The organism is Pseudoduganella guangdongensis, assembly GCF_009857475.1.
Lineage (GTDB): Bacteria > Pseudomonadota > Gammaproteobacteria > Burkholderiales > Burkholderiaceae_D > Rugamonas > Rugamonas guangdongensis.
Genome location: NZ_WWCJ01000002.1, coordinates 214,021 through 236,110, shown reverse-complemented (window position 1 = coordinate 236,110; position 22,090 = coordinate 214,021). Strand labels below are relative to the sequence as shown.

The window sequence follows — 22,090 nt, the reverse complement described above, 5'->3', positions numbered from 1 at the left end:
CGAATCCGGCATACAATCCGAATCATTAGCTGCACCGCACAACACGCCCGCGCAAACGTGGTTTGCCGGGCGTGTTTTCGTAAGTGCCAAACGATTCTTTACATACTAGCCAATAGAGACTTTCATGCATCTCAATACCACGCCGTTTGCCGCCCTGCAGGCCGAAATCCTGCGCGATCCGAGCCCGCTGCGCAGCGCCATTACTGCCGCCTACCGCCGCGATGAACAATCTGCAGTGCAATGGCTGCTGTCGCAAATTAACATCGGTGCGCCGGAAACCACCCAGGACGCGCAGTCGCTGGCCAAGCGTTTGGTGACTTCGGTGCGCGAAAAACGTACCCGTTCTTCCGGTGTGGATGCGCTGATGCATCAATTCTCGCTGTCCTCCGAAGAGGGTATTGCGCTGATGTGCCTGGCCGAAGCACTGTTGCGTATACCCGACGCTGCCACCGCCGACCGCCTGATTGCGGACAAGATTTCCAAGGGAGACTGGCGCAAACACCTGGGCGAATCGCCATCTTTGTTCGTTAATGCGGCCACCTGGGGCCTGCTGATTACCGGCAAACTGGTCAGCTCTTCCAGCGAAGACGGCCTGGGCTCGGCCATCACCAGCCTGATCGCCAAAGGCGGCGAACCGCTGATCCGTAAAGGCGTGGACCTGGCCATGCGCATGCTGGGTAACCAGTTCGTTACCGGCCAGACCATCGAAGAAGCGATTAAGAACGGCAAAGACAATGAAGCGCGCGGATACCGCTATTCGTACGACATGCTGGGCGAAGCAGCGCTGACCGAAGCCGATGCCGCCCACTACTACGCCGCCTATGAAAAAGCGATCCATGCCATTGGCAAGGCTTCGAACGGCCGTGGCATCCGCAATGGCCCAGGCATTTCCGTCAAGCTGTCCGCCCTGCACCCACGCTACAGCCGCGCCCAGCGCGACCGCGTCATGAGCGAGCTGCTGCCGCGCCTGACCGCCCTGGTCAAGTTGGCAAAAGGCTACAACATTGGTCTGAATATCGACGCCGAAGAAGCCGATCGCCTGGAACTGTCGCTCGACCTGATGGAAGCGATGGCCTTCAACCCGGAACTGGAAGGCTTCGACGGCATCGGCTTCGTCGTGCAGGCTTACCAGAAGCGCTGCCCGTTCGTGATCGACTACCTGGTCGACCTGGCCAAGCGCAGCGGCCGCAAGTTCATGGTGCGCCTGGTGAAAGGCGCGTATTGGGATGCTGAAATCAAGCGCGCCCAGGTGGATGGCATGCCGGGCTATCCGGTGTACACCCGCAAGGTCTACACCGACGTCTCCTACCTGGCTTGCGCCCAGCGCCTGCTGGCCGCGACCGACGTGATTTACCCGCAGTTCGCGACCCACAACGCGCAAACCCTGTCCACGATCTACACCTGGGCCAAGCGCGACGGCATCAACAGCTACGAATTCCAGTGCCTGCACGGCATGGGCGAGACCCTGTACGACCAGGTTGTCGGCGCGGAGAACCTCGACAAGGCGTGCCGCATCTATGCTCCAGTCGGTTCGCATGAAACCCTGCTGGCCTACCTGGTACGCCGCCTGCTGGAAAACGGCGCCAATTCCTCCTTCGTCAACCAGATCGTTGACGAAAGCATCCCGGTCGATTCCCTGATTACCAACCCGATCGAAGCCGCACGCAGCCTGAACGGCGTGCCGCACAACGCCATCGCCCTGCCGTTGGACATGTTCGGCGCCGAGCGCAAGAACTCCGCCGGTATCGACCTGTCGAACGAAGACGTGCTGCGCGAAGTATCCATAGTCCTGGCCCAGCCGCGCAGCTGGACGGCAGGTCCCCTGCTGGCCGTGGAAGCCAGCGCCGGCCAGGCAGCCGCCCAGGTGGTCAATCCGGCCCGTAAAGACGATATCGTCGGCGCCGTGACCGAAGCCACCGCCGAAGACGTCAACAACGCCCTGCACGCTGCCAGCCACTTCGCCATGGACTGGCAAACCACCGAGCCATCGCAGCGCGCCGCCTGCCTGGAGCGCGCCGCCGACCTGTTCGAGCAGCACAAGCTGGAGCTGATGGCCCTGGCCGTGCGCGAAGCCGGCAAATCGCTGCCGAACGCGATTGCCGAAGTGCGCGAAGCCGTCGACTTCCTGCGCTATTACGCGGTGCAAGTGCGCGGCGCCACCAACACGCTGGCGCTGGGCCCTGTCACCTGCATCAGCCCATGGAACTTCCCGCTGGCGATCTTCACCGGCCAGGCCGCCGCCGCACTGGCCGCCGGTAACGTGGTACTGGCCAAACCGGCCGAACAAACCCCGCTGATCGCCCAGCGCGCCGTCGAACTGCTGCACCAAGCCGGCGTACCGCGCGCCGCCCTGCAATTCCTGCCAGGCCGCGGCGAAGTGGTCGGCGCAGGCCTGTGCAACGACGCGCGCGTGAAAGGCGTGATCTTCACCGGCTCCACCGAAGTGGCGCAGTTAATCAACCGCACCCTGGCCAAACGCGCCGCGGCGGAAAATGTGGATATTCCCCTGATCGCCGAAACCGGCGGCCAGAACGCCATGATCGTTGACTCCTCCTCCCTGCCGGAGCAAGTGGTGGGCGACGCGATCTCCTCCGCGTTCGACAGCGCCGGCCAGCGCTGCTCCGCGCTGCGCGTGCTGTTCCTGCAAGAAGACATCGCCGACAAGACCATCAAGATGCTTAAAGGCGCGATGAAAGAACTGAAGGTCGGCAGCCCGGACCGCCTGGTGACCGATATCGGCCCCGTCATCGACGAAGAAGCGCAGCAAAACCTGCTGTCGCACATTGAAAAGGTACGCGCCCACGCCAAGTCCAGCTTCTCGATCGAGGTACCGGGCGCCGACGCCGGCACTTTCGTCCCGCCGACCGTGCTGGAAATCGGCTCGCTGAACGAGCTGACCAAGGAAGTCTTCGGCCCCGTGATGCACGTGATTCGCTACAAGCGCTCGGAATTGCCGAAAGTGATCGAGCAGATCAACGGCAGCGGCTTTGGCCTGACCCTGGGCGTGCACTCGCGGATCGATGAAACCATCGACTACATCACTACCAGCGCCCACGTTGGCAACATCTACGTCAACCGCAACATTGTTGGCGCCGTGGTCGGCGTGCAGCCATTCGGCGGCGAAGGCAAATCCGGCACCGGCCCGAAAGCTGGCGGTCCGCTGTACCTGAAGCGTCTGCAGCGCAGCGCCGTCGTCCTCGACCGTCACGAACGCATCGCGCCGCCAGCGATCGATTCGCTGGCCGCCTGGGCCAAAGCAACGGGTAAAGAACGCCTGAGCGCACACATTGAAAACTACGCCCGCACCACCCCGGTGGGCAGCTTCACCGCCCTGCCGGGCCCGACTGGCGAACGCAACACCCTCGCCTACGTCCCACGCGGCAACATCGCCTGCTTCGCAACGAATGCAGAGGTACTGTTGAACCAGATCGCAGCCGCCCTCGCGACCGGCAACCGCGCCCTGGTAGTGGAAGGCGTATTGCCAGCCGACCTGCCGGCGGAAGTCAAGGCCGCGATCCAGACCGTCAGCAATACCGACCTGGCAAAAGCCGAGTTCCAGATCGCCCTGGTGGAAAGCAGCTTAGGCGCCAAACTGCGCCCAGAGCTCGCCGCTCGCGACGGCGCGATCGTCTCCGTGATCGACAGTTCCGAAGAAGGCGACATCCCCCTGTGGCGCCTGATCGCCGAACGCGCCCTGTGCGTCAACACCACCGCCGCCGGCGGCAACGCCAGCCTGATGACCCTCGACGCCTAAAAAAAAACCAAAATGTCCACCTCGGGGTCAGGAAGAAAGGTGGACATTTCCCACAGAAATGTCCACTTTTCTTCCTGACCCCAGGGTGGACATTTTTAGTAGGTGTCGCTCTTGGGGGTGGTGCCGGGGGCGGTCTTTTGGGCGACGGTGTTCATGCCTTCGAGGTGGCTGCGCAGCCATTTGTGGGCCGGGCTGCGGGCGTCGCGTTCGTGCCAGAGCATGTCGAGGTGGACCGCCGGCAATTGGAAGGGCAGCTCTTTGTAGATCAGGGCGTCGGTCATGCCGGTGGAGGCGACCAGGTGCTTCGGTAGCACGGTGATCAGGTCGCTATTGGCGACCACGCGGCCGGCGGTGAAGAATTGGTTCACCGTCAGCAGGATGCGGCGTTCGCGTTGCAACTGGGCCAGCGCTTCGTCCACCAGGCCATGCGCGCGGCCGGAGAAGCTGACCAGCAAGTGGTTGGCGGCACAATAGTTGTCCAGCGTAAGGTCTTGCTTGGCCAGCGGGTGGCCACGGCGCATCACGGCCACATATATCCCGGAATACAGGCGTTCATGGCGGATCGGCGAGCTCGGCTCGCTCATCAGCTGGGCGGCCACGCCCGGGAAAAAGCCAACCGCCAGGTCGATATCGCCGCGCAGCAGCATCGGCCGTGGCTCCCGTGTTGTCAAAGGAACCATGCGGATGTTCACGCCCGGCGCTTCGCGTTCGATCGAGCGCATCAGGTTGGGCAGCCAGAATGCCGCTGTCGCGTCCGCCATGGCCATACGGAAGGTGGCGTGGGTCTTGGAGACGTCGAACGTGCCCGGCGTCACGGCGGCCTCCAGCGAGGCCAGGGCGCTGCGTACCTGCGGCCACAGCGCTTCGGCGCGCGGGGTCGGCTTTACGCCGTAGGCGGTGCGGATCAGCAAATCATCGCCCAGGCTTTCGCGCAGGCGCTTGATGGCGTTCGACACCGCCGGCTGCGTCATGGCCAGGTGGCCGGCAGCGCGCGTCAGGTTCTGCTCCGTCATCACGGCATCGAAAACGCGCAACAGGTTGAGGTCGAGGGTCAGAAAGCTCATCGGTCATTCACCGCAATAATAATTGTTATCGGGAAAGGGAATTGGCGTTATATGTTGCGCCGCACTATAGTGTCTACAGATTCTATAGGTTCGCAAACTGCCATGTCTACTTACATTAACATCATCGAACTCGCTCAGTTCCTGCCGCTGGTGATCCTGGCGCTGGCGCTGGCCATCGTGTTCAAGCCCATGCTGCGTGGTATCGCCCGCGCTGCGCTGCTTGTCGTTAAGCCAAAGTTGAGCAAAGAGGAACGCCTGCAGCGTCGCCTGATGCGCGACACCATGATGTTCAAGCGTATGCTGAATTCGATGGAAGGCTCGCCGAGCCACGTCGCCGAACTGCGCGCCATGGCCTGCCGCGCGTAAGCCTTCCGCAGCGCAGCAATTACTGTGGCGCAACCAGCATCTTAGGTTTCAGGGTTGCGTCCACCGGCTTGTCGCCGATCCAGATACGCATGATGGCGTTGAAAAACGCCACATCCGGCAGTACTTCCCCCACCTTCTTGCCGTTCAGCGTGGCTTGCGAGCCAACGCCAGGGGTCCAGTCGACAATCAGCTCGTCACCCTTCTTCAGGCCCGGGAACTGGGCAAACATCTCACCGAAAGCCTTGGTTTGCGGCAGCAGCTTGGTGCGCTCGTCGGCGCTGACGTTGTCGTTCAGGCCCTTCATGAAGGCCATGCCGAAGTCATCCGAAGTCAGGTCGCGCATCGGCATGATGCGGATGCGGCGCGGGCCGCCCGAGGCCAGCACCTCGGCCACTGTGGTTTTTTTCTCTTTCAGGTAGAAACCCAGCGCGTAGACTTTGAACACCAGCTTGCTACGCACACCGGCGCCATTCAGCACGAGTTCCTGCCCGGCGACCGTCACGGTATCCGGGAATTTGATACCGCCCACTTCGGCGGCGAATGCGGGCAGGCTGCTGGCAGCCAGGATGGCGGCAGCAACTGCGCCTTGCATGATTTTACGGCGGGTAAAGCTCATTTTGTCTCCGATGGTATGGGTAGCTTTTTGCAATATAACGCAGAGCTACCCATTTTGGGAGACATCAGCCTTTTTCGGCCTGCAGCTTTTCGAACTTGGCCATCAGCTGGTCCTTGTCTTCCCGCCAATCAGGGTTGAACGGAATGCAAGAAACCGGGCACACTTGCTGGCACTGCGGTTCGTCGAAGTGACCGACGCATTCGGTGCACTTGTTGGGATCGATTTCGTAGATCTCCGGACCCATGTAAATCGCGTCGTTCGGGCACTCGGGCTCGCATACGTCGCAATTGATGCAGTCGTCGGTAATCATTAAAGCCATGACAGTACTTTCTTACTCGCCTTTACGCGCGGCGATCTTTTTCCGCAACCAGCGGTCAACGGAGGGGAAAACAAATTTGGAAACATCGCCGCCAAGCTCGGCGATCTCGCGCACAATGGTGCCCGAGATGAACTGGTACTGGTCGGACGGGGTCAGGAACAGCGTTTCCACATCCGGCAGCATGTAGCGGTTCATGCCCGCCATCTGGAATTCGAACTCGAAGTCGGACACGGCGCGCAGGCCGCGCACAATCACGCGTGCATCATGCTCGCGCACAAAGTCTTTCAACAGCCCGGAAAAGCTCTCGACCTTAACGTTTGGATAATGGCCCAGCACTTCATTGGCAATATCCAGCCGTTCTTCCAGGGTAAAGAACGGATGCTTGTTCTGGCTGTCGGCCACGCCCACCACCAGCGTGTCGAACAGGCCCGAAGCGCGGCGTACCAGGTCTTCATGACCCCGGGTCAGCGGGTCGAACGTACCCGGATAAACTGCTACAACCATTGCGACTCCATGCGTTTTGCTTAGGATAAAGAAGGATTATGCCTCATTTTCAGGCAACGCCTGAAGCAGGTGGAAGTAGACCATGCCGGCCTTGTCGGCGCGCACCACCTCCCAACCGTCAAAGGCCAGCGGCGATTCCGCTTCCGCATACACCAGGCCGCCTTCCTTGAGCAGGGCGCGGCACAGCGGCAGCGCGCGCTCCAGCAAGCCTTGCTGGTAGGGCGGATCGAGGAAGATCAGGTCGAAGCGCGCGCCACGGCCGGCCAGCGACTGTGCGGTGGCCAGGGCGTCGCCGCGTTGGATGGCGATATTGGTCGCCCTCAGCTTTTCGCGGTTGGCTTCCAGCTGGCGCACCACCGCACTGTTGGCATCGATCATGGTGACCTTGCCCGCGCCGCGGCTGGCGGCCTCGAAACCGAGGGCGCCGCTACCGGCGAACAGGTCCAGCACCTGCGTGTCGCTCCAGGCGGCATCCAGCAGGTGATTGATCCAGTTGAAGACGGTTTCGCGCACGCGGTCTGGCGTCGGACGCAGGCCCAGGGCTTCCAGCACGGGCAGCGGGGTGCGCTTCCAGTCGCCGCCAATAATGCGGACCTGGTTGGGGACTTTCTTCTTTTGCATGGGCGGCATTATCTCATGCCGGCCGTGCGCCAAGGCCTATTGCGCCTGCGCCGCAAGGGTATTCAAATCGCGGATCCAGCTCGCCATGCGCTTTTGCGCGTGGGCTTTCTGCTCGGGTGTAGCGATACGCAGCACGGTGTGGACAAGTTCCACCGTGCTTTGGGTGTAGTTTTCAAAAAAGGCTTTGCGCTCAGAAATACTAAAATGGTCGAAGCTGGAACGGATCATCTCTTCCACCCATTGCGTGGCGACCGGCTTGGCTGGCTGCTCGACCATGATCCGGCGCGCCAGCGCCAGCACCTTTTGCTGACGCCGCATGCGCTCGTCCAGCCAGAGCTCATTGTTCAGGGGCCGCGCATCGGATGCCTTGCGGATGATGGCTTCCTGATCGTTGCTGAAATCGCCGAACCAGAGTTCGAACTGCTCCATCGACTTTTTGTAGCGGACCTTGTTCTGGTCGTCCCGGTCGCCCTTCATCACCTTTTTACGGAAGTCGGCGTTGTTCTTGCTGAATTTCTTTTCCATGGACTCCAGCTGCTCGGGCTTGAGCGACAGCGCCATTTCCGCTATTTCCGGCGCCGAGCGCAGCAGCAAGGCCTCGGTACGGTCGCGGATATCCACATATTCAGCCAGCAGCTCGGCCTGGGTGATCTCGCCGTTCAGCTGGCGCTGGCCGCGCTGCAGCAGCTGCACATAGTCGTGCAGCTGGGTTTTGCGGTGCCAGCGGAAGAAGTCGCCGATATCCTGTTTGACCTCCGCCTTCTGCGTGCTGTCGAAATCCACATAGGCGTCCAGCCACCAGTACAGCAGCGTATCGGCGTTGTTATACACCAGCCGCAGGGAGCTGCACGCTGCCAGCAGAATGGCAAAAGCCAGCACGATCCACGTGTTAAACTTTTTCATTATTTCAACTCACACAAGAAACCACGGTCCTATGAACGTCGTCATCCTCGCCGCTGGCATGGGTAAGCGCATGCAGTCGGCGCTGCCAAAAGTCCTCCATCCCGTCGCTGGCAAGTCCCTGTTGTCCCACGTCATCGACACTGCGCGCAGCCTGTCCCCGGCCAAATTGTGCGTCATATACGGGCACGGCGGCGCAGCGGTGCTGGCTTCGCTGGAGCAGCACAAGGCGGTGCCGGGTACGGAGATCTCCGCCGCGCTGCAGGAGCCGCAACTGGGCACCGGCCACGCGGTTCAGCAGGGCCTGGCCCACCTGGACGACGATCAGCCAACCCTGGTGCTGTATGGCGACGTGCCGCTGACCTCTTCCGCCTCGCTCAAGCGCCTGGCCGACGCGGCTGGCAAGGACAAGCTGGGCATCCTGACCGTGGTGCAGGACAACCCGTTCGGCCTGGGCCGCATCGTCCGCGTGGGCGGCGCCATCCAGCGCATTGTCGAAGAGAAGGATGCCACAGAAGCCGAACGCCTCATCAAGGAAATTAACTCCGGCATCATGGTGATCCCGACCGCCAAGCTGAAACAGTGGCTGGGCAAGCTGAAGAACGAAAACGCGCAAGGCGAGTACTACCTGACCGACATCGTGGCCATGGCGGTGGAAGAAGGGGTGCAAGTCGTCTCCGCCCACCCGGCCGCGCCGTGGGAAGTGCTGGGCGTGAACAGCAAGGCCCAGCTGGCCGAACTGGAACGCATCTACCAGCGCAATGTCGCCAATTGCCTGTTGGATAAAGGCGTGACCCTGGCCGATCCGGCCCGCATTGATGTGCGCGGCGAGCTGTCCTGCGGCCGCGACGTCACCATCGACGTCGGCTGCGTCTTCGAAGGCAAAGTGGAAATCGCCGATGGCGCCACCATTGGCCCGAACTGCGTGCTGATTAACGCCCGCATCGGCGCCGGCGCCAACATCAAAGCGTTCACCCATATTGAAGACGCCGTGGTTGGCGCCGCTTCGCAGATCGGCCCTTACGCCCGCCTGCGTCCCGGCACCGAACTGGGCGAAGATGTCCATGTGGGTAACTTCGTCGAAGTCAAAAACAGCCAGGTTGCCGCCCATTCCAAGGCCAACCACCTGGCCTATATCGGCGACGCCACCATCGGCTCGCGCGTCAACGTCGGCGCCGGCACCATCACCTGCAATTACGACGGCGCCAACAAGTTCCGCACCGTGATCGAAGACGACGCCTTCATCGGCAGCGACAGCCAGTTGGTGGCACCCGTGACCGTCGGCGCCGGCGCCACCATCGGCGCCGGCACCACCCTGACCAAGGATGCGCCAGCCGGCAAGCTGACCATCTCGCGCCCAAAGCAGCTGACCATCGAAGGCTGGAAGCGCCCGGTCAAGGTCAAGAAAACCTAAGCAAGTGAAAACTGCCGGCGGCGCTGGTAAGTGAATTTCACCAGTTCGGGGAAGAAGCGATCAAAGCCGTCGGCGATCGCTTCGTAGTGCTGCTGCACTTCCCCGATGCCTTCGCGCAGCAGGTGGCCGTTGCGGCTTAGCCTGTCCGACATGCGGGTCAGCGCCAGCTCGACCCCGCTGAACTCCCCATACGCACCAAGCCAGTCCTGCTTGATCAGCTTGGGCAGGATTTCGCGCAGCCGTTCCGGCAGTTGCTGCTCGTGCGCCGCCAGCGCGCCATAGAAGCGCTCGATCAGCGCGGCGCGCGGCTCCTCGCAGTATTCATCCCAGCGCTGGCTCAGGATGTGGTCGTAAAACACATCCAGCACAATCCCCGCATAACGCCGCCGGCCCTCGCCGAACAGGCTCCTGGCCTCCGTCACCACCGGGTGGCTATCCGTGAAGGAATCGATAAAGCGGTGCAGCGCGATCTCGTTCGCAATCTCGGGCGCATAGTGTTCACCGCCGTTTGATTTCACGAAATCCCCCAACATGGCGCCGACCATGGCGGCTTCGCTATGGCGGGCAAGGTAGATATGCGCAAGGTAGTTCATCGCCCCATTCTAGCGCTGTGGATAAAGATGTGTAAAAGCCGGTGTAAATCCGCGTGAAAACGCTTGTACAGGTATGGGATAAACCTAAAGTGGTCTGCACGAATTATCCACACGAGCAGCAAATACACGCTTGCTGTGGAAAAACCTGGGGAATACCAGCTAACAAGCATGGATAACTCAAAACTGTGGATAAAGATGTGGGAAACCTTGCGGAAAACGTTGGGAAAGTTGGTGGGGAACTCGGGAAAACTGTACGGGTGCCACTCTGGCCTGTGGATGAATTTGTGTATAAGCCTGTGTTTAGCCCGGTATAACCGGGGATAACTGGATCAGACAGCTATGCTGGTTTCGAACTTGCTACGGAAAGTGGAAAAGTAGGCCTTAACGTTACGCACATTAGCCTGGCCGGCGAACAAACGGTGTGCCAGCGCATGGTAGGCCGGCATGTCTGCCACCTGCACAATCAGCACGAAATCCGGCCCCGGCGAAACGCGATAGCACTGCAAAACCGCCGCTTCTGGCGCCACCAGCGCCTCGAATTCCGCCATGCGTTCAGCGGCTTGGATATCTAAAGAGATTTCCACAACCGCCGTCAGGTGCGCCCCCACTTTTTCCGGTGCCACCAGCGCCACCTCGCGCTCGATCACCCCGCTTTCGCGCAAATGCTTGACCCGGCGCAGGCAAGTTGGCGGCGAAACGTGGACAGCAGCCGCCAATTCCGCGTTAGTCTGTGAGGCATCCTTCTGCAAAGCGTTCAGGATGCGACGATCAATTTCATCAAAGTCCATAATTTGAAATATTATTTCGCGCCAAGCGCGGTAAGAAATATTATTTCATTGTAGCGCCAATTGAGAAAGCAAATTTCTTCGCGCCTGCTCTACGATCCAATCAATTAACTTTTTCAGAAGAGGTTCTTATGTGCGGTATCGTCGGCGCTGTCGCCCAGCGCAATATCACCCCTATCCTGGTAGAGGGCCTGAAGCGCCTGGAATACCGTGGCTATGACTCTTGCGGCGTCGCCCTGCACCTGGACGGCAAACTGCAGCGCTCGCGCAGCACCTCCCGCGTGGCCGACCTGGAAAAGCAGATCAACGAAGGCGGCCTGAACGGCTTCACCGGCATCGCCCACACCCGCTGGGCCACCCACGGCGCGCCCGCCTCGCACAACGCCCACCCGCACTTCTCCCCGAGCGAAGAGGTGGCCCGCATCGCCCTGGTCCACAACGGCATCATTGAAAACCACGACGAACTGCGCGCCGAACTGACCGCGCTGGGTTATGTTTTCACCAGCCAGACCGACACCGAAGTGATCGCCCACCTGGTCGACCACATGTACAACGGCGACCTGTTCGACACCGTGCAGCACGCCGTCAAGCGCCTGCACGGCGCCTACGCCATCGCCGTGTTCTCGCGCGAAGAACCGCACCGCGTGGTCGCCGCGCGCCAGGGCTCGCCGCTCATCGTCGGCATTGGCCAGGGTGAAAACTTCGTCGCCTCCGACGCCATGGCGCTGGCCGGCACCACCGACCAGATCATCTACCTGGAAGAAGGCGACGTGGTCGACCTGCAACTGGGCCGCACCTGGATCGTCGACGTCAACGGCAAGCAAGTGCAGCGCGAAGTGAAAACCGTACACGCCCACACCGGCGCCGCCGAGCTGGGCCCGTACCGTCACTTCATGCAGAAAGAGATCTTCGAGCAGCCACGCGTGGTCGGCGACACCCTGGAAGGCGTCACCGGCGTCATGCCCGAATTGTTTGGCGATGGCGCCTACAAAGTGTTCAAGGAAATCGACCGCGTGCTGATCCTGGCCTGCGGCACCAGCTACTACGCCGGCCTAACCGCCAAGTACTGGATCGAATCGATCGCCAAAGTCCCGGTCAACGTGGAAATCGCTTCCGAATACCGCTACCGCGACAGCGTGCCGAATCCCAAGACGCTGGTGGTCACCATCTCCCAGTCCGGCGAAACCGCCGACACCATCGCCGCCCTGAAACACGCGCGCTCGCTGGGCATGGAGCACACCCTGACCATCTGCAACGTCGCCACCAGCGCCATGGTGCGCGAGTGCAAACTCGCCTACATCACCCGCGCCGGCGTGGAAGTGGGCGTCGCCTCCACCAAAGCCTTCACCACCCAGCTGGCCGCCCTGTTCCTGCTGACCCTGAGCCTGGCCCAAGCCAACGGCCTGCTGTCGGACGACGAGGAAGCCGCCCACCTGAAAGCCATGCGCCACCTGCCATCCGCCATCGCCTCCGTGCTGGCGCTGGAACCGCAGATCATCGCCTGGGCCGAAGAATTCGCCCGCAAAGAGAACGCCCTGTTCCTGGGCCGAGGCATGCACTACCCAATCGCCCTGGAAGGAGCGCTCAAGCTCAAAGAGATTTCCTACATCCACGCCGAAGCCTACCCGGCCGGTGAACTGAAGCACGGCCCGCTGGCGCTGGTCACCGACGAAATGCCGGTGGTGACCATCGCGCCGAACGACGCCCTGCTGGAAAAGCTGAAGTCCAACATGCAGGAAGTGCGCGCGCGCGGCGGCCAGCTCTACGTCTTCGCCGACGTCGACTCCCGCATCACCTCCGGCGACGGCCTGCACGTGATCCGCCTGCCGGAAAACTATGGCCCGCTGTCCCCGATCCTGCACGTGGTTGCCCTGCAACTGCTGGCCTACCACACCGCCCTGGCACGCGGCACCGATGTCGACAAGCCGCGTAACCTGGCCAAGTCGGTGACGGTGGAATAAGGTGCAGTTCTTCCGGCAAAGCACGCGTCGATGCAGGCTTACCGCCGGGAGGGCTCAAAAAAGCGCCAGCCGCAGCAAGCTCGGGCGACGGTGCACGTTCTTACAGCCTCGACGCCGGCAAGGCGAGGCAGCTGTGGGTTCTGAGCCAATATATGCTGGATGCGGCGCCTTCCAAGCCTGCGCTAAAGGCGGTGTGAGCGCTGGATGTTCCGGTTTATCGTCGCTTCTTACGTAGTGATCGTTCAGGATCAGTCTGGCCGCGCACACTGCCGTGGCGGCCGCTTGCAAGACGCACATAAGCTTGACCGTACCTCGCCAGAAGGTGCCCGTTGGCGACATGAAGGCTTCCATCCTGCCGAAACAACGGTCGCTCAGACAGTTATGATTGGGCGCGCTCGAGCCAAGTTGGCAATGAGTTCTTCGCGTGTATGGCGCTCCTGCTTCCAGGCCGGCTGGCCAGGACGGTTACGCCATGATTCGCTCAGGGGACTGTGATCGACGCAGTCAAATCCGAACTGGTCGTACAGGCGCGTCACCCACTCAACCGCTTCCGGATAATTGCTTGAAGTCGCCAGGGCCAGCCGGTCAGGCGATCCGGCAGGCTTGCCCCAGGTGAGGATGCGTGGCGCTTGGATATGTGTAAATGCCTTGACTACTTTAGACGCTGGCAAGTGCTCTTGGCGCAGTTCATGCTCGGTCTTCTGGCCCGAATCAATCACCGTATAGTGGCCATCGCGCCAGGTCATGTAGTTGTTTGTGTCGAGCACGATCTTGCCTGCAAGAGCTTCGCGAGGCATGTTATTTACCAATTGAAGGGGAACCGCGATTACCACCACATCGCCCGCCCTTGCTGCTTCTTCGGCAGTGGCAGCGCGCGCCGACGGTCCGAGCCGGTCGATGAGCTCCTTGAGCGTTTCAGGCCCGCGAGAGTTGGCAATGATGACCTGGTAGCCGCTGGCGATGGCCGCGCGTGCGAGGTGGGTTCCAACTTCGCCCGCTCCGATAATACTGATAGTTTCTGTTGTCATATTGGCTGGGTATTGCCCTCACGATGGCCAAGCCATCATCGCCTGGTCCACAATGCCATCGAGCGTGGCGCGATCAAAACCTGCTTTGGCCTGCACCGCCATACCATGCAATACGGTCATTACGAATCCTGCCAACCTTGCACAATTGGCGGTCGCGGGCAGGTCGCCTTCTTCCCGAGCGCGTTCTAGACGAGCGCGAAGCGACGCTTCGCCGTCCGCACGCGCCTCAATTAAGGCGTGCTGGATCGGTTCGACATCGTCTGACCCGACCAGAGCACCATGAATGCCTAAGCAGCCTCGGCGATCCTGGAAACGCGTATGCAGTTCGGCTGCTCCCCGCAGCATCGACTCGACGACCTGCCTGGATGTTGGCTGCTCCAGTGCTTTGGGGAAAAAGTCGAGGAAGCGCTCGTAATAACGTTTGAGCGCAAGGCGAAACAAGGCCTCTTTATTCCCGAATGCGGAGTACAAGGCAGGGCGTTCGACACCCGTAGCCTGGGTTAAATCAGTGTACGAAGCACCCTCATACCCTTTGCGCCAAAAGACGCAAAGAGCCGCATCGAGCGCTTGGTCCACGTCGAACTCACGGTGGCGTCCCATCAGTGATCTCGTTGGAAATTTTCATAATGATCGATATTAATCCAGTTGGCGGGCCGTGTCCAACGTCCTCCGGGCACGGCCGTTTGCGTCTCTGAGCGTGATGACTTCACAGAGCTTTGCACTTGACAGCCAAGGATAATTATCATAACGTTCGTTATCGTACTGATCGTTACTAAATGGCCTGCGCATCGCTTGACGCATCCACATAGCGGGCCTTGTATTTGGCTTCCCATCGGACGGGGAACAAAGAGCGCGTTGGGCGGCCGGCGCTACTCAGTTACTTAAATCAAGCCACAGCTCAATTTTGTCCGTGGCATAACTTCATGAGGATTAAAAATGTCCAATACGCTTAAAGGAAAAGTTGCTCTGGTCACCGGTGGTTCGCGCGGGCTTGGCGCCATCATTGCCGAGTCTCTTGCGGATCAAGGGGCTGATGTTGCGATCAGCTATGTTGCATCCAAGGAAAAAGCCGAGGCGGTTGTTGAAAAACTTAAGGCCAAAGGTGTGCGTGCGATTGCAATCCAGGCTGACCAAGCTGATACGGGGGCTGCACAGCCTCTCATCAACACTGTCATTGCAGGGTTCGGCAAGCTCGATATCCTGATTAACAATGCCGCTATCGTAGTCAATGGTCAGACGGTTGATAGCCCTGATCTGCGCACGGAAGCGCTCGACCGGTTGTGGCAGATTAATGTTATGGGGGTGGTCGCAACCACTCGCGCAGCAGCGCGTGTAATCTCGGACGGCGGACGAATCATCTTCATTGGCTCGCTGAATGGAACCCATGCGCTGTTCCCAGGTGTCGCGGATTACGCAGGTTCTAAGGCGGCATTGATCGGTTATGCGAAGGGCGTGGCCCGCGATCTTGGCGGCCGTAACATTACGGTAAACGTCGTCCAGCCAGGTGCAATGGCGACTGACATGATGGTTGATGCCTTAGGATCGACGGATGCGCCGGCTGCATTCCTCGACATGCATCCAATCCGACGAATCGCCAAGCTGGACGAAGTGGCATCTGTGGTCACCTTCTTGACAGGCCCAACTGCCGACTACATGACTGGTGGCGTGATCGACGTGGCCGGTGGCCTCGCGATCTAGTCTTCCCTGTGGCACGTGCAATATCTTGCACGTGCCGTTCAAATCTCGTCGAAGAGCTAAGTAAAAGCACTGAACCAGTGGTCGATGGCGACAGCGGCCACCTCCGGTGCAGACGACAACATGGCAAGCTCTGACCGACCAAGAGCGGTCTTCAGCAAGAAAGTCTGGTGCCCGCTCCTTTCAACGGTCTCTTTTTTCCTGGAGCTCCCTGATCGCTGCTGCAACGCCATTGCCATAGGACGGATCCGCTTTCATGAAGTGCGCGATCTGACGGTCCTGGACAGCAGGATCAGCCTGGCTTAAGGAGCCGCCAATGTTCTCGACCAGGTTTCGCTTGGCATCGCCGCCAAGCAAGCGATAGAGGTTGCCCGCTTGCGTGTAATAGTCGTCGTCCACGCGGGTTTCGTATCGTCCCGCCGCTCCGCCGAGTTCCCAGCCGGCATCGCCGTGACCAAAGCCGTCGGACGCGGGCAGGCCGGACTGCACCGGGTCATAGTTCTGCGCTGCGCCACCATTCTCAATCGCCATTGCACCGTCGCGTTGCTGATGGTGGAAAGGACACCTGGGCTGGTTCACTGAAAGATGCTGATGATTTGCCCCTATGCGGTAAAGCTGTGCGTCGTGATAGGCAAACAGGCGCGCCTGCAACATTTTGTCAGGACTGTAGCCCATGCCTGGCACGATATTCGATGGCGAAAACGCCGCCTGCTCGACTTCGGCATGGTAGTTCGCGGGATTGCGATTGAGTTCGAGGACGCCGACCGGCTGACGCGGGAAATCGCCCTGCGGCCAGACCTTGGTCAGGTCGAACGCATCCCATCCGGTCCTATTTTCCCACTCGACACGCTGCGCATCGGTCATGACTTGGATTTCTACGCTCCAGCATGGGAAATCGCCGCTGTCGATCGCATTGAACAGGTCGCGCTGGGCGTAGTCCGGATCCGCCCCTGCCAGGCGAAGGGCTTCGGTTGCCGACAGGTTCCGGATGCCCTGTTTTGTCTTGAAGTGCCATTTGACCCAGACACGGCCGCCTTTCGTATCGATGAGGCTGTATGTGTGACTGCCGAAGCCATCCATGTGACGGTAACCGTCCGGCGTGCCGCGGTCCGAGAAGAGGATCGTGACCTGGTGTAGCGACTCGGGCGCACGACTCCAGAAGTCCCACATCATCTGGGCCGATTTCAGGTTGGATTGCGGATCGCGCTTCTGCGTATGGATGAAGTCCGGGAACTTGATGCCATCCTTGATAAAGAAGGTTGGCGTGTTGTTGCCGACCAGGTCCCAGTTGCCGTCTTCGGTGTAGAAGCGCAGTGCGAAGCCGCGCGGGTCGCGCTCTGTATCAGCGGAACCCTTCTCGCCGCCCACCGTCGAAAAGCGCAGGAAGACGGGAGTTTGCTTGCCGACCGAGGCGAATATCTTAGCCTTGCTGAACCGAGTGATGTCATGCGTGACGGTGAAGGTGCCGTAGGCGCCGGATCCTTTGGCGTGCACAACGCGCTCTGGTATCCGCTCGCGATTGAAATGCTGGAGCTTTTCGATCAGGTGGAAATCTTGCAGGAGCAAGGGGCCACGTGGCCCTGCAGTGATCGAGTTCTGGTTATCTGCAACGGGAATGCCAGAGGCAGTAGTGATGTAGGTCATGATGTGCTCGTGATGTGCTTGTCTAGGTGGACATGGGTCTGGCCGGTATCATTCGTACCAAGGGGAAGCAGGCTAGAGGAGGTACGCATGTTCGCGAACTATCTAAACTAGCCTTTGAAGGCCATGCACCCGAGCCTTCCGGGTGCATTGACGTACTACGTGCGCAGAAACGCCAGCAGGTCTGCGTTAAGGCGGTCTTTGTGCGTCTGTGGCAGGCCATGGCCAGCGCCTTCGTAGACGCTGAGTGTGCCTTGCGGCAGCATCTCGACGGCGCGGCGAGCGGTCGTCGACAGGGGCACGATCTGATCGTCATCACCATGGACGACCAGAGTCGGGATCGTCATCTTCTTCAAATCGGCCGAGAAATCGGTTTCGGAAAATTGTTTGATACAGGCGTAGGCACTGCGCAAGCTGCAGCGCATCCCCTGCAGCCAAAAGGTCTGGCGCAGGCCTTCCGATACCTTCGCTCCCTCACGGTTGAAGCCGTAGAACGGTGTGGCGAGGTCGAGGAAGAACTGCGCGCGGTCAGCCTTTACGCCCTCGCGGATGCCGTCAAATACCGACATCGGTACGCCTTCCGGATTGGCGTCGGACTGCATCATCTGCGGCGTAACGGCGCCGATTAGTACTGCCTTGCCAACCCGGCCAATGCCGTGACGCCTGATATAGCGCGCCACCTCGCCGCCACCGGTCGAATGGCCGACCAGCATGGTGTTCGTCAGGTCCAGAGCCTCGAGCAGCGTACCAAGGTCGTCGGCGTAGGTATCCATATCGTTCCCATGCCAGGCCTTGCTCGAGGCACCATGACCGCGGCGATCGTGCGCAATCACACGGTAGCCATGGTCAGCCAGGAACATCATCTGGTCCTCCCAGGCGTCGCCTTGCAACGGCCAACCGTGGCTGAATACCACTGGTTGACCATGGCCCCAGTCGGTGAAGTGGATGATGGTGCCGTCTTTCGCAGTGACGGTGTTGATGGTTCGATTACTGGTCATGATTGTCCTTTCGAGAACAGTGGATAATTTTAGAAAACGACATCAGGGTGGGGCCCGGCCGTGTCCAACATGCGCCGCCGCGCGAGAGTTACGCGTGCATCATCGTGGTCTGCTCAGATGGCCTGTCCCGCCCTATTGATGATCAAGATTTGGTTGCGCACGGCGGTCGTCAACCCGTTCATGTTTTTTCGATAACAGCGCGACACTCACACGCCCTCGGCCAGCGAGCGCCAGAATGCAGAGACTAATCACCGCCGCTACAAGTCCTGAATTTGCATATGTGATTGCCACTGGCGTTGCCCGAGTCCAAATCTGATTCAGGACGCAGCAAACCGCTATGCTCCGGATTGGAAACCACTGAAAAGCGGGTGTTGCTAACACATCTTTGCTACTGACGGCCGCCCGGGTTTCCACCGTTGTGTTGGAGGAGGGAAGTTCACTGAGCGATTTGCGTGGAACAGACGAATCTCGATGTGCACTAGCGCCGATATTCGAAATGCGATTCACATCGTTCTCCTTTTTTACCGTTCATTGGCATCAACAGGACATGAACGATAGCTACCCTGGGTCGGCGAAACAATGACTGATAATGCGCCGGCTAGTTCAATTTTATGAATTGACCTGGGAAGCAATTGACCGTGCAAGCGGTGTCTTGAATATGACCCGAGATATGCCCGCCGAGCATGACGTCTTCTCAACAAATTTGTGCTGTCGCGAGCAAAAACGATCAGTGACTGGATTGGACCGAGTAATTAACATCCTCCCCGACTCGTAGCTAAGCCACATGAGGAATCGGTAATATGTCAGACGTGATCGAACTCCCCGAAAACATCGCTGGGTTCACTTGTACTATGGGTAGTTGGAATGGAATCCAGGTCGAACGTCATGCCTACATCTGCACAGGCAGGGTTTTGTTTCCAGTTGAGCGTTCCATGAATATGACTTGGATTAATGCTCAATTCGAAGAGGTTGGACAAGGAACTTTGGAGGCGAGAGTAAGGCAGAATAGACCCAATCCCTTACCCTACAAGCCGCGTTCGTTGTTCATCGCGCCGGCAGATATGGAGATTTGGGGATACAGTGGGCATTCCACGGCTCTCAAATGTGCAACGATCAGCTTCGACCCAGTCTTACTGCAGGAGCGTTTGGGAATCTGTGAATCGATGAGGGTGGTTGATGTTCCCCGGTTTCGTTTCTCGAATGATCAGGTGTGGACTATGATCAAATTGCTAAGCGATACGCTAGAGGATAACGATCCGACGGCCCAACTTTACGGAGACTCGCTTACTGCCGCGATTGCAGCGAGGCTCTTCGAGCGGCCGAAAGAAGCAAAGGGTAGCGAGGTCAAGCTCTCGGCAGCCCATCTCAACGATGCGATCAGCTATCTCGAAGCGAGAATGCCCCAAAAGGTTGAACTCGCCGAACTTGCAAAGCTTGCCGGGCTGTCACAATCGCATTATTGCCGAGCTTTCAAGGCATCCACAGGCATGGCGCCATATCAATGGCAATTACAGGCTCGTGTTGATCGCGCCAAGTTCCTATTATTGAACACGAATCGTTGTCTGCAGGAGATTGCGGACACTACTGGCTTCGCTGACGCTGTGCATTTTGGGCGTACCTTCCGTAAAATGACTGGCGCCAGTCCAGCGGCGTGGCGGACCGACATGTTGACATAGAAAACTGAACAGCTACCGCAAACCTTTTGGCGATTCCATCCGTTCGGATTTGACAAGTAGCGAAGTACTTCTGTGGGCCCTCGTCTTCTTTTGACATTTGCATGCCCTCCTACAGCGGGATCGCATTCGCGAAGGCCGGCGGACCCACACGCTGCAGATGACCGTACACCTAGCGTACCTGCCGGCTGGACCAAATTAACGCTACCGAGTACATAGCTTGACGCATTTTGAACAGACGTAATTTATTGACGCGCACATTGCGTCAGGAAGAGAGCCATGGCCACGTTAATTGAAGTTCCCGAAAACCTGCTGGCCAGCACCATGCGGCGCGAATGGAGCGGCGCTCTTGTAGAAGTTACAGAATACACCTGCAACGGTGAAGTCCTGCATCAACTTCCACACAGCGACAAGACCCGCTTAAGCGTCATCGTCGAAGAGGTAAGCAAATATCGGTGCGAACCTCGCGAGAATCGCTTGCTGAAATGTCCTCATGAATCGCGGCCCCGCGATATGACCTTCATGCCAGCCGGTATCGAGATCTGGGGCTACAGTGCCGATGTGCTCTATGCGAAGGATGTGCATATTACGCTAGACCTTAACCCATTCGCAGAGCAGTTGCAGATCAAGCCAGACGCGGACCTGGCAAGCGTGCCCAAGCTTCGTTTCACCGACGATCGCATTTGGTATCTGGTGCGCCTGCTCGCAGATGTCATTGCAGATCCCGACCCATCTGTACAGCTGTATGGTGATTCGCTGATTACCGCAATCGCCAGTCGCTTACTCAGAATTCCGTCCGCATCCAGCAAGAAACCAGCTGGCCTATCGAACATGCAACTGAAAGACGCCATGAGCTTTCTGGACGCACACATGCCTAACCGCGTGGAGCTCTCTACGCTCGCGCGTCTGGCGGGGATGTCTCCATCGCATTACTGCCGTGCCTTCAAGGCGGCAACGGGTTTCGCTCCGTACCAGTGGCAGCTCAAAGAGCGTATCGAGCGGGCGAAGTGCATGCTGTTGGAGACTAATCACTCGCTGGATCATATCGCCGAGGCGACCGGTTTTGCTGATTCAGTTCATTTCGGCAGGACTTTTCGCAAGCTTACCCAAGCAAGCCCCGGTGCATGGCGTCTTGACCGGCAGAGCTGACAGGCCAGCTTTTTCCATGGCTGGTGAGCGGCGGCGGAATCCGCGGGCACTGGCGTGCGCAGTAAGGCCGCGTATCGCTGAACTATTTTCCAAACACCGGCAAGCGCTCCGCTGCCGAATAGCGATCCCCCGCCGCGACCAACTGCTTGCGTAAGCGCTTGATGTTAGCCACCCCCTTCGCCAACGATTGTCGGGACGTGTGAACCGAGTGGGTACCAATATGAAGCTCAAACGGATGCTCGATGGCGCTGCCAACGACGAAAACAGCTGGCTCATCCGGTCCGGCGTGAAGATTAACAGCCTGCTCCCCTGCCTCAAAAACCACGAGCTGGCCGGCTTGCGCGTGAGTTGGTCCGACGAGTCCACCGCTCGCCATGGCAAGCCAGGCAACTCGCTGGCCAGCAGCTGGTGAAAATGTCCACTGCGCGTTCGCCGGCAGCGACACAAGTAGAAGCGTCACACCCGCAGGGGATCGGGCCGGGCTGCTTCGCCCCTTATAGGCCCCCAGGATTACACGCGCAGGGCCCGCCGTTGGGACATTCTTGGCTTCCACGTACTGGCTATCGACTGCTGCATGCTCGCGTTCGCGTCCGAGAGCCAGCCACAACTGATATCCCTTGACCCGTTGCGACATGCCTGCCGAGAGCTCCTTACCGTGCCATACGCCCGCTCCAGCGCGCATCCACTCAAAGCCGCCAAAGCCGATATGACCAGCCCCCCCAGTTGGGTCGTCGAAGCGTACGTCGCCGTCCGTGATGACCGTAATCGTTGCGATGCCGGAATGAGGATGGATTGAGCACTGAGACGCTTGGTCGCGAAGATCCATGTCAAACAGCTCAAGGAGCACGAACGGTTTGAGCATATGACCAAGACCCTGCGGACTTATCAGCCGAGAAACCTGGCCATGATCCTCGCCTCTTGTACGAAGCAGGACGCAGCGATGGCGCAACGCAGGGTTGAGAGCATTGCTCCACACTGCCGTGGTTCTGGGAATTGCGGGTAATGGCAA

Annotated in this window: 20 protein-coding genes; 7 read left to right on the top strand and 13 right to left on the bottom strand. The window is 59.5% G+C overall.

Going from position 1 to position 22,090, the window contains the following annotated elements:
- Positions 1-124: 124 nt before the first annotated feature.
- Positions 125-3,754: a trifunctional transcriptional regulator/proline dehydrogenase/L-glutamate gamma-semialdehyde dehydrogenase gene (putA, locus tag GTP41_RS03635; RefSeq protein WP_161024198.1), complete on the top strand. Its 3,630-nt coding sequence runs from the start codon at positions 125-127 to the stop codon at positions 3,752-3,754.
- A 95-nt stretch (positions 3,755-3,849) separates the two neighbouring features.
- Here putA and GTP41_RS03630 read toward each other — a convergent pair whose 3' ends face one another.
- Complete coding sequence (locus tag GTP41_RS03630) at positions 3,850-4,818, bottom strand: LysR family transcriptional regulator (protein ID WP_161024197.1); 969 nt, start codon at positions 4,816-4,818, stop codon at positions 3,850-3,852.
- Positions 4,819-4,920: 102 nt separating this feature from the next.
- Here GTP41_RS03630 and GTP41_RS03625 point away from each other — a divergent pair, with 102 nt between their 5' ends.
- A complete protein-coding gene (locus GTP41_RS03625) occupies positions 4,921-5,184 on the top strand; it encodes a hypothetical protein (RefSeq protein ID WP_229502723.1) in 264 nt (87 codons plus the stop codon).
- Positions 5,185-5,203: 19 nt separating this feature from the next.
- Here the strand turns inward: GTP41_RS03625 and GTP41_RS03620 are convergent, their stop codons facing one another.
- From GTP41_RS03620 to GTP41_RS03600, 5 genes are all read right to left on the bottom strand, one after another.
- Positions 5,204-5,800 carry a chalcone isomerase family protein gene (locus GTP41_RS03620; protein WP_161024195.1) on the bottom strand — a complete coding sequence of 199 codons (597 nt, stop codon included), beginning with the start codon at positions 5,798-5,800 and terminating at the stop codon, positions 5,204-5,206.
- A 64-nt stretch (positions 5,801-5,864) separates the two neighbouring features.
- The gene (locus GTP41_RS03615; protein ID WP_161024194.1) at positions 5,865-6,119 is read right to left on the bottom strand and encodes a YfhL family 4Fe-4S dicluster ferredoxin; all 255 of its coding nucleotides are present in this window, start codon (positions 6,117-6,119) and stop codon (positions 5,865-5,867) included.
- Between the two features lie 12 nt (positions 6,120-6,131).
- The gene (coaD, locus tag GTP41_RS03610; RefSeq protein ID WP_161024193.1) at positions 6,132-6,623 is read right to left on the bottom strand and encodes a pantetheine-phosphate adenylyltransferase; all 492 of its coding nucleotides are present in this window, start codon (positions 6,621-6,623) and stop codon (positions 6,132-6,134) included.
- A gap of 36 nt (positions 6,624-6,659) precedes the next feature.
- Positions 6,660-7,253 carry a 16S rRNA (guanine(966)-N(2))-methyltransferase RsmD gene (gene rsmD, locus GTP41_RS03605; RefSeq protein ID WP_161024192.1) on the bottom strand — a complete coding sequence of 198 codons (594 nt, stop codon included), beginning with the start codon at positions 7,251-7,253 and terminating at the stop codon, positions 6,660-6,662.
- Positions 7,254-7,280: 27 nt separating this feature from the next.
- Positions 7,281-8,147: a DUF6279 family lipoprotein gene (locus GTP41_RS03600; RefSeq protein ID WP_161024191.1), complete on the bottom strand. Its 867-nt coding sequence runs from the start codon at positions 8,145-8,147 to the stop codon at positions 7,281-7,283.
- Positions 8,148-8,178: 31 nt separating this feature from the next.
- On the opposite strand from GTP41_RS03600, the gene glmU reads away from it, so the two are divergent.
- On the top strand, positions 8,179-9,558 hold the full coding sequence (gene glmU, locus GTP41_RS03595; protein ID WP_161024190.1) for a bifunctional UDP-N-acetylglucosamine diphosphorylase/glucosamine-1-phosphate N-acetyltransferase GlmU: 1,380 nt from the start codon (positions 8,179-8,181) through the stop codon (positions 9,556-9,558).
- On the opposite strand, the gene GTP41_RS03590 is transcribed toward glmU, so the two are convergent.
- Together GTP41_RS03590 and GTP41_RS03585 are read right to left on the bottom strand one after the other, a co-directional pair.
- Positions 9,555-10,151 carry an acyl carrier protein phosphodiesterase gene (locus GTP41_RS03590; RefSeq protein WP_161024189.1) on the bottom strand — a complete coding sequence of 199 codons (597 nt, stop codon included), beginning with the start codon at positions 10,149-10,151 and terminating at the stop codon, positions 9,555-9,557. The two genes, glmU and GTP41_RS03590, sit on opposite strands and share 4 nt — an antisense overlap.
- Before the next feature lie 329 nt (positions 10,152-10,480).
- On the bottom strand, positions 10,481-10,939 hold the full coding sequence (locus GTP41_RS03585; RefSeq protein WP_161024188.1) for an Lrp/AsnC family transcriptional regulator: 459 nt from the start codon (positions 10,937-10,939) through the stop codon (positions 10,481-10,483).
- A 128-nt stretch (positions 10,940-11,067) separates the two neighbouring features.
- Here GTP41_RS03585 and glmS point away from each other — a divergent pair, with 128 nt between their 5' ends.
- Positions 11,068-12,897, top strand: a complete 1,830-nt coding sequence (glmS, locus tag GTP41_RS03580; protein WP_161024187.1) for a glutamine--fructose-6-phosphate transaminase (isomerizing) — start codon at positions 11,068-11,070, stop codon at positions 12,895-12,897.
- A 371-nt stretch (positions 12,898-13,268) separates the two neighbouring features.
- Here glmS and GTP41_RS03575 read toward each other — a convergent pair whose 3' ends face one another.
- Together GTP41_RS03575 and GTP41_RS03570 are read right to left on the bottom strand one after the other, a co-directional pair.
- Positions 13,269-13,925, bottom strand: a complete 657-nt coding sequence (locus GTP41_RS03575; RefSeq protein WP_161024186.1) for an NADPH-dependent F420 reductase — start codon at positions 13,923-13,925, stop codon at positions 13,269-13,271.
- 18 nt (positions 13,926-13,943) lie between these two features.
- Positions 13,944-14,525 carry a TetR/AcrR family transcriptional regulator gene (locus GTP41_RS03570; protein WP_161024185.1) on the bottom strand — a complete coding sequence of 194 codons (582 nt, stop codon included), beginning with the start codon at positions 14,523-14,525 and terminating at the stop codon, positions 13,944-13,946.
- Between the two features lie 336 nt (positions 14,526-14,861).
- On the opposite strand from GTP41_RS03570, the gene GTP41_RS03565 reads away from it, so the two are divergent.
- A complete protein-coding gene (locus GTP41_RS03565) occupies positions 14,862-15,623 on the top strand; it encodes an SDR family NAD(P)-dependent oxidoreductase (protein WP_161024184.1) in 762 nt (253 codons plus the stop codon).
- A gap of 180 nt (positions 15,624-15,803) precedes the next feature.
- Here the strand turns inward: GTP41_RS03565 and GTP41_RS03560 are convergent, their stop codons facing one another.
- Both GTP41_RS03560 and GTP41_RS03555 read right to left on the bottom strand, forming a co-directional pair.
- On the bottom strand, positions 15,804-17,264 hold the full coding sequence (locus GTP41_RS03560; RefSeq protein ID WP_161024183.1) for a catalase: 1,461 nt from the start codon (positions 17,262-17,264) through the stop codon (positions 15,804-15,806).
- Positions 17,265-17,419: 155 nt separating this feature from the next.
- Positions 17,420-18,259, bottom strand: a complete 840-nt coding sequence (locus GTP41_RS03555; protein ID WP_202419596.1) for an alpha/beta fold hydrolase — start codon at positions 18,257-18,259, stop codon at positions 17,420-17,422.
- Between the two features lie 800 nt (positions 18,260-19,059).
- Here GTP41_RS03555 and GTP41_RS03550 point away from each other — a divergent pair.
- Both GTP41_RS03550 and GTP41_RS03545 read left to right on the top strand, forming a co-directional pair.
- Positions 19,060-19,935 (top strand): helix-turn-helix domain-containing protein, encoded by an 876-nt coding sequence (locus GTP41_RS03550; RefSeq protein WP_161024182.1) that lies wholly within the window; start codon positions 19,060-19,062, stop codon positions 19,933-19,935.
- 276 nt (positions 19,936-20,211) lie between these two features.
- On the top strand, positions 20,212-21,081 hold the full coding sequence (locus tag GTP41_RS03545; RefSeq protein ID WP_161024181.1) for an AraC family transcriptional regulator: 870 nt from the start codon (positions 20,212-20,214) through the stop codon (positions 21,079-21,081).
- Positions 21,082-21,163: 82 nt separating this feature from the next.
- On the opposite strand, the gene GTP41_RS03540 is transcribed toward GTP41_RS03545, so the two are convergent.
- On the bottom strand, positions 21,164-22,057 hold the full coding sequence (locus GTP41_RS03540) for a pirin family protein (RefSeq protein WP_371867271.1): 894 nt from the start codon (positions 22,055-22,057) through the stop codon (positions 21,164-21,166).
- Positions 22,058-22,090: the final 33 nt, after the last annotated feature.